11 protein-coding genes are annotated in these 10,566 nt (G+C 56.6%); 6 read left to right on the top strand and 5 right to left on the bottom strand.

Going from position 1 to position 10,566, the window contains the following annotated elements; all coding sequences use genetic code 11:
- Positions 1–226: 226 nt before the first annotated feature.
- Genes ABF824_RS13980 through folE form a run of 5 tightly spaced genes read right to left on the bottom strand, consistent with a single transcriptional unit; the run spans position 227 to position 4,365 of the window.
- A complete protein-coding gene (locus ABF824_RS13980; RefSeq protein ID WP_415489617.1) occupies positions 227–787 on the bottom strand; it encodes a carbonate dehydratase in 561 nt (186 codons plus the stop codon).
- A 17-nt stretch (positions 788–804) separates the two neighbouring features.
- Positions 805–1,968, bottom strand: coding sequence for an S-(hydroxymethyl)glutathione dehydrogenase/class III alcohol dehydrogenase (locus ABF824_RS13975; protein WP_089179076.1), 1,164 nt, complete (start codon positions 1,966–1,968; stop codon positions 805–807).
- A gap of 36 nt (positions 1,969–2,004) precedes the next feature.
- Positions 2,005–3,234, bottom strand: coding sequence for a zinc metallochaperone GTPase ZigA (zigA, locus tag ABF824_RS13970; RefSeq protein WP_415489615.1), 1,230 nt, complete (start codon positions 3,232–3,234; stop codon positions 2,005–2,007).
- A 13-nt stretch (positions 3,235–3,247) separates the two neighbouring features.
- Positions 3,248–3,757: a phosphoribosyl-AMP cyclohydrolase gene (gene hisI / locus ABF824_RS13965; protein WP_415489614.1), complete on the bottom strand. Its 510-nt coding sequence runs from the start codon at positions 3,755–3,757 to the stop codon at positions 3,248–3,250.
- A complete protein-coding gene (folE, locus tag ABF824_RS13960) occupies positions 3,754–4,365 on the bottom strand; it encodes a GTP cyclohydrolase I FolE (RefSeq protein ID WP_415489613.1) in 612 nt (203 codons plus the stop codon). The genes hisI and folE overlap by 4 nt, the downstream gene beginning before the upstream one ends.
- An 83-nt stretch (positions 4,366–4,448) precedes the next feature.
- On the opposite strand from folE, the gene ABF824_RS13955 reads away from it, so the two are divergent.
- The 6 genes from ABF824_RS13955 to ABF824_RS13930 all read left to right on the top strand — a co-directional run.
- Positions 4,449–5,177: a DUF1826 domain-containing protein gene (locus ABF824_RS13955; protein WP_415489612.1), complete on the top strand. Its 729-nt coding sequence runs from the start codon at positions 4,449–4,451 to the stop codon at positions 5,175–5,177.
- Positions 5,174–5,677, top strand: a complete 504-nt coding sequence (locus tag ABF824_RS13950; RefSeq protein ID WP_415489611.1) for a Fur family transcriptional regulator — start codon at positions 5,174–5,176, stop codon at positions 5,675–5,677. The genes ABF824_RS13955 and ABF824_RS13950 overlap by 4 nt, the downstream gene beginning before the upstream one ends.
- Entirely contained in the window at positions 5,674–7,596 is a 1,923-nt protein-coding gene (gene thrS / locus ABF824_RS13945; RefSeq protein WP_415489610.1) for a threonine--tRNA ligase, read from the top strand. Before ABF824_RS13950 ends, thrS begins: the two co-directional genes overlap by 4 nt.
- On the top strand, positions 7,593–9,326 hold the full coding sequence (locus ABF824_RS13940) for an ABC transporter ATP-binding protein/permease (RefSeq protein WP_415489609.1): 1,734 nt from the start codon (positions 7,593–7,595) through the stop codon (positions 9,324–9,326). Before thrS ends, ABF824_RS13940 begins: the two co-directional genes overlap by 4 nt.
- 231 nt (positions 9,327–9,557) lie before the next feature.
- Positions 9,558–9,947, top strand: coding sequence for a hypothetical protein (locus tag ABF824_RS13935; RefSeq protein ID WP_415489608.1), 390 nt, complete (start codon positions 9,558–9,560; stop codon positions 9,945–9,947).
- Positions 9,948–10,017: 70 nt separating this feature from the next.
- The coding region (locus tag ABF824_RS13930) for a TonB-dependent receptor plug domain-containing protein (RefSeq protein ID WP_415489616.1) at positions 10,018–10,566 on the top strand (549 nt) is incomplete at its 3' end.

Genomic DNA, 10,566 nt, shown 5'->3' with positions numbered 1-10,566 from the left:
CCTGTGAATCACAACCTCTCGCTCAGTTCAATAAATTAATAGGTCCTGAGCCTAGTGGTTTTAGCATCCGGCATGCAGCCCGACAGCCCCAATCCCAAAAGCCTCACGAATAATAGACGGCTCAATCACGTATTCTGTCTGTTCATCGAATAAATTGCTCAAGGTATAGATGAGCCGAATCTTGAACATTAGCACCGCCTCAAACGCGTCCTTTGCCCCAAGACATCTAGAGTTCGTTAGCAATGCGTCGATAGGACCGCGCCAGACTGACGTTCATCTCCGCGACGCTTTCAGAAAATGCTGTCGCATCCTGCGTGACCTGCGGGATCGTCAGCAGATCCGTATTCGAATGAATCGTCGTTGTGGACGGAATGTAAAAACCCATTGGCAAGACGCAGTCTTCGACGACAGAATTGTGCCTCACCACACAACCACGCTCGACCGTGCAGTTGAAGATCACGGAATTGAATCCGATGAATACCTCGTATCCAACAGTGCAGGGACCGTGAATGATCGAGCGATGGGCGATTGATGTGCGCGATCCGATTGTCACGGCCGCACCATCTTTCGAGTGGATGACAACACCATCCTGAATGTTCGATCCACTCCCGATCCGGATGGGCTCGACATGGCCATTTTCATCGGCTTCATCGGCACGAATAACGGCATAGGGGCCGATGAAGACATCGTTCTCGACAATCACATGACCGCACAGGATCGCGGTCGGGTCGACAAAGGCGCTTTCAGAAACTACGGGGAAATCACCACGCGGATTTGGTCTCAGCATAGCCACGTTTCGTCTCCTTAAAGATCGGCCAGAATTTCGCCAGGCAGGTCATTCGACAGCGTTTCGCCCGGCTGATAGTGCATGACAGAGCGAATGGCCTCTCCCCGATGAAGAAGATCGAACGCCGTATTGATCCGGTCATGCGTCATGTTGTGTGTAATATAGGGGTCGACGCTGAATTTTCCTGCCAGCCATTCATCGACCATACCGGGTAACTGCGAACGCCCTTTTACACCCCCAAAGGCCGTGCCCCGCCAGACGCGCCCCGTGATCAACTGGAAAGGCCGCGTCGAGATCTCCTCGCCAGCCCCGGCAACACCGATGACCGTGCATTCACCCCAGCCTTTATGGCAACACTCAAGGGCCGCGCGCATGACATCGACGCGACCGATCGCCTCGAAGGAATAATCCACTCCGCCGCCCGTCATCTCGATGATCACCTTCTGGATCGGATCGGTATGATCGGTCGGATTAACAAGATCGGTGGCACCCAGATTTCGGGCCAGCAGAAACTTCGCCGGATTGGTGTCGATGCCGATGATCCGGGAAGCGCCAGCCATGACAGCACCCTGAATAACAGCCATACCGATCGCGCCGAGACCAAAGACAGCCACGGTCGAGCCCGCTTCTACCTTCGCGGCGTTCCGCACGGCGCCCATGCCTGTCGGGACGGCGCACCCCATGACGCTGGCTTTGGCAAGCGGGGCATCTTTGGTGATCTTCGCCACAGCAATTTCGGGCAGCACGGTGTATTCGCTGAACGTGCTGGTGCCCATGTAATGAAAGATCTGGCGGCCCTTGTATGAAAAACGGCTGGTGCCGTCGGGCATCAGCCCGAGCGCCTGTGTCTCGCGGATGGTTGAGCAGAGATTGGTCTTGCCCGAGCGGATCATCGGGCAGTTCGGGTCTTCGGGAATATAGAGCGGAATGACATGATCACCCGGGGCAACAGAGGTCACGCCTTTGCCCACATCCTCGACGATACCCACCCCTTCGTGGCCGAGAATACACGGAAAGCGTCCTTCCGGATCATGCCCTGACAGGGTGAACATATCTGTATGACACAGGCTCGTGGTCACGATACGAACCAGAACCTCACCGTCTTTCGGGCCTTCGAGATCAACCAGATCGATCTCAAGCGGCATGTTAGGTTCCCACGCAATAGCAGCTCGGGTTTTCATGGAAATAGTCCTCAGGAATGACGTGTGATTGCTCGATCAGGCCGGTTCAAGACTTTCCGACTGGCGGCGCCAGACCGGAAAAGGATCGGAGAGGCGTGCGTAGCGTGACGGCTCGAAAGGGGTATCTCCGAGATCCGGCACAAGACAGGCATCAAGGTCCCGGCGCAGTCCTGCTTCATCCATCTCCGCCGTGCCGATGAAGACGATTTCCTGCCGCCGGTCGCCATAGACGGAATCCCAGTTCCCCAGAACAAAATCCCGCCACTGATCGCTGTCCGGCCACTGGTTTTTCGGAATCGCGGCCCACCACACCCCCATTGCTTCGCTCCGCACAAGGGCTCCGGCCTGACTCATTTCTCCTACCCAGTCCGGGCGCGTTGCCAGCCAGAAATGACCTTTGGCGCGCACGACACCCGGCCAGTTCCGGTCAAGAAAGGCCTGGAATTTCGCGGGCTCGAACGGACGCCGCGCCCGGTAGACGAAATTGCGGATGCCATATTCGTCCGTTTCAGGAACATGATTGGCAAACCCGTAAAGTTCCTTGAACCACAACGGATGCTGGTGCGCCTTGTCGTAATCGAAGCGACCGGTATTCAGGATCCGTTCAACAGGAACCCGTCCCATATCGGTCTCAATGATGTCGGCGTCCGCATTCAGTGCACGAATGATCTTCCGCGCCGCGTCCACCTGATCCGGCGTGGCGGTGGAGACTTTGTTGATGACCACGACATCGGCAAACTCGATCTGCTGGACAAGCAGATCGACCAGTGCGCGCTCGTCGTCCTCCCCGGCTGTTTCGCCCCGATCCTTAAGGAAGTCGCTGGAGGAATAGTCGCGCAGGAGATTGACCGCGTCTACGACCGTCACCATCGTATCCAACCGTGCGATATCGCTGAGGCTGACGTCATTCTCGTCACGGAACTCGAACGTCGCAGCGACAGGCAATGGCTCTGCGATGCCCGTGGATTCGATGAGCAGATAATCGAATTTCCGCTCCTCTGCGAGCCGCCGTACTTCCTGCAAAAGATCATCGCGCAGGGTGCAGCAGATGCAGCCATTGGTCATTTCGACCAGCTTCTCATCGGTGCGCGACAGATTGCTGCCGCCCTCTCGCACCAGATCGGCGTCGATATTGACCTCGCTCATGTCATTTACGATGACCGCGACCTTATAGCCCTGACGGTTATTCAGCACATGATTGAGGAGGGTCGTCTTGCCCGCGCCCAGAAAGCCGGACAGCACGGTGACGGGGAGTCTATTGTCCATGGGTGTGTTTCCTTCAAAGCTGTGTCGGGTTCGGGGCGTCGCCATAGACAGCGGCCGGATCAAAGGTTTTGTGCGTTTCGCAAAAGACGAGTTCAGCCGATGACGCCGAAACGACTTCATCAGCAGGGAGATCGACACGCCGATAGAAACAGCTTCGATAACCCACATGGCAGTTCGCTCCTGTGCCTGCGGTCCGCACCCGCAACCACAGCGCGTCCTGATCGTCGTCGATCCGCATTTCGATGACATGCTGGATCAGACCGCTCGTGGCCCCTTTCCGCCAGAGGCACTGCCGGCTTCGGCTCCAGTAATGCGCTTCTCTGGTTTCGATGGTACGGGCGAGCGCCTCGGCGTTCATGACGCCGACCATCAGAACATCTCCGCTCTCCGCGTCTGTTGTGACCACGGTCAGCAGTCCCCTGACGTCAAAACGCGGAGCAAGATCGGTTCCTTCCTCGACCTGCTCGATAGAGACACGAGGTCGGAATTCTGTTGATGCAGAAGGGAGAGTTTCGCCCATCATACGCCCCCTATTCCCGCCATAGCGAAGAACTGGCGACGCAAGGGTTCCGACGTCTCGAACTCGCCCAGCAGGCGGCTGGTAACCATGCTCACGCCCGGCTTGTGGACGCCACGCGTGGTCATGCACTGGTGCGCCGCGTCGATCACGACCGCGACGCCGCGCGGCTGAAGGACGCTCTGGATCGTGTCGGCGATCTGGGCTGTCAGTTTTTCCTGAATCTGAAGGCGATGGGCGAAGACGTCTACAAGACGCGCCAGCTTGCTGATGCCGACCACCCGCCTGTCGGGCAGGTAAGCCACATGCGCCTTACCAATCAGCGGAATGACGTGATGTTCACAATGGGATTCCAGCCGGATGTCGCGCAGCACCACCATTTCGTTATAGTTTCCGGTCTCTTCGAAGGTCCGTTCCAAAAGAGCGACCGGATCATCCTGATACCCCTCGAAAAACTCCTCATAGGCCCGCACCACACGGTCGGGCGTGCCGACAAGCCCCTCACGATCGGGATCGTCGCCGGTCCAAGCGAGCAGGGTCCGCACGGCTTCTTCCGCCTGAACCCGCGTCGGGCGTGGCCGAATTTTTCGGGGCGTTTCAGTCAGTGTGTTCATTCAGTCCTCGTCCCGACATTGACTATGTTATGTTATAGTATAACATTAAAAGCACTCTCCATTTCTCGTCAAGCTCTGGAACCATGCCTTTTCCCACACAGCCCCAGTCTATGGCGGAAACTTCACGTTTCTCCTCACCGAAACCAGAAGCCACATCCCGTGATCATCAGGGCCGTCCCGGTGCTATGTTGTTCATGGAGAGTTGGCCCGCAGCGAAAGTCGATACATCAGAAGACGCCGCTCTTGGCTGTCCCGCACCCCATGTCGTCGCCTGTGCCCATGCGGCAGTCGTGATGGAGCTGCAACGGCCGGATGTTGATATGGTTGTATGGGGGCGCAAAGTTCCTGCGGCATGGGAGACGCACCTCAAGGATTGGTCGGGTTCCCCATCTTCCCTCATTCTCTCCGGCAAGCCTTCAGAGATCGCGAAGTCCCTTACAACCCCAGCAGTGCTTCAGGATTGGCCTCCTGTCATTCTGACGGATGTCAGGGATCTGTCCTCTCTGTTCGGTGCTTTGACGGGAGGCGTCACACAGCATATCCGGCTGATGGCGTCGCCCAGTAGTGATGCAATATTCGAGTTTCCCCCCGATATCCTGAGGCTAATCTGCGGCTATGGGCGCACCGGGGCGGAATGGTGCACTAATCAGGACCCGAAGAACGGCATCGTCAGCGCCCTGTCGCCTTTCGCCGTTGCATTCATCAGGGGCGCAGCGGACGGCCAACCTGGCTGCCTTCATCGTCTCCCGATCAATGTTCCAAACGGTGAAAAGCTGGGACCGATCCTCATGATCGATACAGTCTCCCCATGAAAGACCGTATCAAACAGCCTTCCCGCATCCATCAGGTTTCCAATACCCGGAAGAGCGGAAGCATCTCTTTGCTGAGTGACGTGCTCGACGCGCTGACGGAAACACACACACCGTTATCGGCTTACGATATCCTCCGGTGTGTCAGTCGTCCTGACCGCCGCCGCGTTGTCCCGCCTACAATTTATCGGGCCTTAAAAAAGCTTATCGCCGACGGGCTCGTCGCGCGACTTGAAAGTCGAAATGCTTTCGTGCGGGTCCGGACAAGCGATTCGTCGCGCCTCGTCTACTGTATTTGCGACCGATGTGGCGTCGCGCAGGCGGTGGAAACCACGTCATCCTGTCAGCAGATCGACAGTGCAGCCGAGACCCTTGGATTCCAAGTCAGGCACCGGGTGATGGAAGTGCAGGGCGTCTGCGCGCAGTGCAGTACCTATCCTTCTTTCTCGCCCACATCGCAACACCCCCATCAGCACGATCTTCCGATACGCGCCTCCAAATGAGCCGTTGCCCTCTCATTACCCTTCTTCGTCAAGGTTCTCCCATGTCATCGACCACCATCGCTTCCCGTTCCGCGTCACATTCCCCAAAGAATGTTCTCGCCCGGCGTGTGGACGGCGCTCTCTGCGATCTTTCGGCAGTCATGTCGGGCGACCGACCTTCTGAGCCTGTTGTCCGGTCGGACCCCGATGCGCTTTCCCTGATCCGGCACGACACCGCCCATATTCTTGCGCAGGCCGTCAGCGAACTCTTTCCCGGCACCGCCCTTGCGACAGGACCAGCCACGGAGCAGGGATTTTTCTATGACTTCGCTGCTGAGCGCCCTTTCACAGATGATGATCTCGTACGGATCGAAGCCCGGATGCACGAGATTGTCGATCGGGACGAAGCGATCATTCGAGAAGAATGGACGCGTGAGAGCGCCCTTGCCTGGTGTCAGGAGAACCGACAGCCCTACAAGGCGGAGATCATCCGGTCCCTACCTGCTGATGCTGTCCTGAGCTTTTACCGACAGGGCAACTTCGTCGATCTCTGCCGGGGGCCACATCTCGCTAGCACCGAGCAGATCGGACACGAATTTCGGCTTCTCGGCACAGCCGGTGCCTACTGGAAGGGTGACCGGAACAATCCGATGCTGCAGAGAATTCACGGCACGGCCTGTCGTGATGCCGACGAACTGGCGGCGTGGGAGCAACGTCAGGAAGAAGCGGCACGCCGCGATCATCGCCGACTTGGGCGCGAGATGGATCTATTCCATTTCCAGCCTGAAGCACCGGGAGCGGTATTTTGGCACCCGGACGGCTGGACACTGTTCCAAACGCTTCTCGCTTATTTACGTGAACGCCAGCGGGCCGAGAACTATGTGGAGATCAATACACCTGACATTATGGACCTGTCTCTCTGGCAGGCTTCTGGCCATTGGGAAAAATTCGGGGAGAACATGTTCACCACCGAGACCGAAGGCCGCACCTACGCCCTCAAGCCCATGAACTGTCCAGGTGGCGTGCAGGTTTTCCGTCATGGCCTGAAGAGTTATCGTGACCTGCCCCTGCGGATGGCTGAATTCGGCAAGGTCCACCGCTTCGAACCGTCAGGGGCGCTGCATGGCCTCATGCGCGTGCGCGCATTCACGCAGGATGATGCGCATATTTTCTGCACCCCGGAGCAGATGGAGGCCGAGACGCAGCGGATCTGCCATCTCGTGCTTTCGATCTATAAAGATTTTGGCTTCAACGATGTCCGTATCAAATTCTCCGACCGGCCCGAAAAACGTGTCGGATCGGACGAGATCTGGGATCGCTCAGAGGACGCGTTACGGCGCGGGGTCGAAGCTTCGGGCCTTTCCTACACGCGCAATCCGGGGGAAGGCGCCTTTTACGGTCCCAAGCTGGAATTCGTACTGCGTGATGCAATCGGACGAGACTGGCAGTGTGGTACCGTGCAGGTCGATCTCAATCTGCCTCAGCGTCTGGACGCGCATTATATTGGCGCGGATGGGGAAAAACATCCGCCTGTCATGCTGCACCGCGCCCTGTTCGGTTCGCTGGAACGTTTCATCGGCATTCTCCTTGAACACCATGCCGGCCACCTGCCCTTCTGGCTCGCACCCATTCAGGTCGTGGTCGCGACGATCACCACTGCCGCCGACGAGTACGCGGGCGATCTGATCAAGGCGCTCCGCCAGCGTGGCGTCCGCGTGGTACCCGATCTGCGTAACGAGAAAATCGCCTACAAGATTCGCGAACACAGTCTCGCGAAAGTGCCTGTGCTGCTGATCGTCGGGAAGAAAGAAGCACAGGCAGGAACCGTCTCCATCCGGGAGTATGGCAACCCGGATGCCCCAACAATAGCTACGGAAACGGCTATCAACCTGCTGGCTGACGCGTCTCGCTCCCGCCTGCTCCAAGTCTTTGGCACATGAGAGGACTACGCGCTGCTCTCGCGGATCTCTGGTATCTGAGCCGCCCCTATTTCACCTCGGATGAACGAAAGTCTGCGTGGACTTTGCTTGGCGCCGTACTGGGGCTGACCCTTCTACTTGTGGGGGCGGATGTGCTGCAATCGTTTTCGCGGAATATTTTCTATACCGCGCTGCAGCAGCGAGACGTCACATCCTTTATGCGTGGTTTGTTCTGGTTCGTTCGCTCCCCGACGATGCCGATCCCCGGCTTCTTCATCATCGCCGTTCCTTCCCTGCTGGCGGCGGTGTACGCCACCTACCTGCAACAATTACTGCAACTGCGCTGGCGGCGCTGGCTCACACATCGCATGGTCAGTCAGTGGCTTGACCAGAACGTCGCTTTCCAGATTGCCATAGAGGAAACCGGTCTGACAGCTGTTGGCGATAATCCGGATCAGCGTATCCAGGAAGATATCGACGGCTTCGTGCGGAACACGTTATCGCAGTTCCTCGACATCGTGTCACGGCTTGTCACTTTGTTCAGCTATGTCAGCCTACTCTGGGTGCTGTCGGGCGCGATCTCGATATTCGGCGTGCGTATCCCGGGATATTTCCTGTGGATCGCTCTTCTTTATTCACTCTTTGCGTCGGTCGTCACGCATCTGACGGGTCGTCGCCTCATTCCACTGCGGATCGCCCAGCAGAAAGCGGAAGCCGACTTCCGGTACAGTCTGGTTCATATCCGCGATCACGCGGCCAGCATCGCGCTCAGTGATGGGGCCGATCACGAGAAACGTCTTCTGATTGGGAAATTTGACGTCATCTACGACAATTTCCTCGGAATTATGAAACGCGCCAAATGGCTTGGTTTCCTAACGGATGGTCTGGGAACATTATCAGGAAATTTTGCTCTTCTCGTCGGATCAATCCGCTATTTCGCTGGCAAGATCACCTTCGGTACGCTGATGCAGCTTGTGCAGGCTTTTTCCCGCGTCGAGGACGCGCTCGGATGGATCTGGTCCTCCTACGCGTCACTTACTGAGTGGCGGGCCAATGTCGCTCGTCTGGCTACTTTCCAGCGCACGATGGATCGTGCGTCCATCGGCACCGGGAAAACCACGCGCGAAGTTAAGCCGACCGTGTGCGACATTGTGACTGATACTCTGGATATATACCGTCCGGATGGTTCGGTGCTTCTATCGTCGGTGAACATAACATTGCCCAGGGGACATGATATTGTCTTGATCGGGCCATCAGGTCTCGGAAAATCGACTCTTTTACGCTCGCTCGCCGGTATCTGGCCGTTTACCAGCGGTATAATACGACTGCCTGCGGAGCAGATGATGTTCGTCCCGCAACGTCCCTACCTTCCTCTTGGAACTCTGCGCGCCACCCTATGCTATCCCCGCGCCCCCGAGACCGTTTCCGATGATCGTCTTTGCACCGTCCTCGCGCAGGTCGGCCTGTCCGCCCTGATCGACGATCGGGATACTGAGGGCAGATGGACGGAACGGCTGTCGCCGGGAGAGCAGCAACGCCTGATGTTTGGTCGCGTTCTGCTCAATCAGCCGGCATGGGTGTTTCTGGATGAATCGACATCGAATCTTGATGCCGCTTCTGAAAACCAGCTCTATGACCTCCTGCGCGACCATATCCCGTCAGTAACGATTGTGTCCGTCACGCATCGGATCACGCTACAGGAACGTCATCCGATGATGATCGATCTTCAGGTTTTCGCTCCATCACATTGAGCAGCATCGCACGTTGAAATTTCTCCCACCCTGCCTCCTGCCAGCATTCCTACGACAAAAAATGGACTTGTCTTGACACGAAGTACGATCAGCAAAGCTGAAAACAGAAGAAGGGCACTGGCGAGACCAACCCGCTCCGCATAGCGAACATTATCTGCAACATGTGTGCGTTGCACTTCAGGCACTGATATTGTCTAGTTCGCAGAAAGAATTTGATATAGTTGTCTTCACATGTTCTCTTGCACTCACAGTACAACCTACCTGCTGGCCTTCTGGCCTCTCGTATTGCTTGCACTGATTGCACGCCTGACATTTGGCGGCATTGCTTCCCCAGCGGGACTGGTCGACGATCCTCTCAAAACTTTCACGAAGCTTACCATTCTTTGCGACGATCAGAGTGCATCGTCTGATCCAGACGGACAGCACCATCGCTCAACCGCCCCCGATGATGACGGCTTTCTTCTGTCCGAGACATTGGACCAGCTCGTTGTAAGCATCATTTTCTCTCTTTTTATGGGACTGTGTGTTGCTGGCATTCGCCAGACATGGATGTTCACATCCATCCGGGGGCCGCCAACACCCAAACGGACTTCTCTCTGCCCTCAGGGGCCTCCTGCCTGATCTGAATTGAAAGAGCCGCTCACCTGCCATGTTGGTGAGCATTTTGTGCTGTCTCTTCAGGTTCCTTCACATGTTTCGTACGTCTTGTTTTTCACTCCCGTTTTACGGGACACTTACGGCTGCCGCCATTTTCTCGGCCACTACCCCGCACGCTGCCAGCGGTGCAGAGAAGTCCCACTCTCCTTTGAGTCAACCTGCCCTTCCTGCGCCTAAAAAACACAAAACTTCGGTCAAAACCGAACAGATTCTTGTAACGGGATTAAGCCGATCTTCTGCCCTTACACGTCCGGCAGGACAAACGACCTATAGTTCGGACAGAAGTAATTTCGCGAACCAGATTGGTCAGAGTGTTGCAGACATGTTGGTAACCATTCCCGGCGTTAGCTTTACTCAGGGGAATGGCCCTCGCGATACGAATATTTCCATTCGTGGATCGGGAGATCGTCAATCATGGGGACTTAAAAATATTCAGGTTCTGGAAGATGGGTTCCCCATGACCCAGCCCGATGGGACCGCCCGGGCTGACTTGATCGACCCTCATGCCTATCAGGGTGTCGATGTTTTCGAGGGGCCAGCCTCAACCCTGTATGGCAATTACGCCATTAATGGTGCCATCAAT

Source organism: Acetobacter sp., assembly GCF_047721705.1.
Classification (GTDB): domain Bacteria; phylum Pseudomonadota; class Alphaproteobacteria; order Acetobacterales; family Acetobacteraceae; genus Acetobacter.
This window is presented reverse-complemented; position numbering and strand designations above follow the sequence as displayed.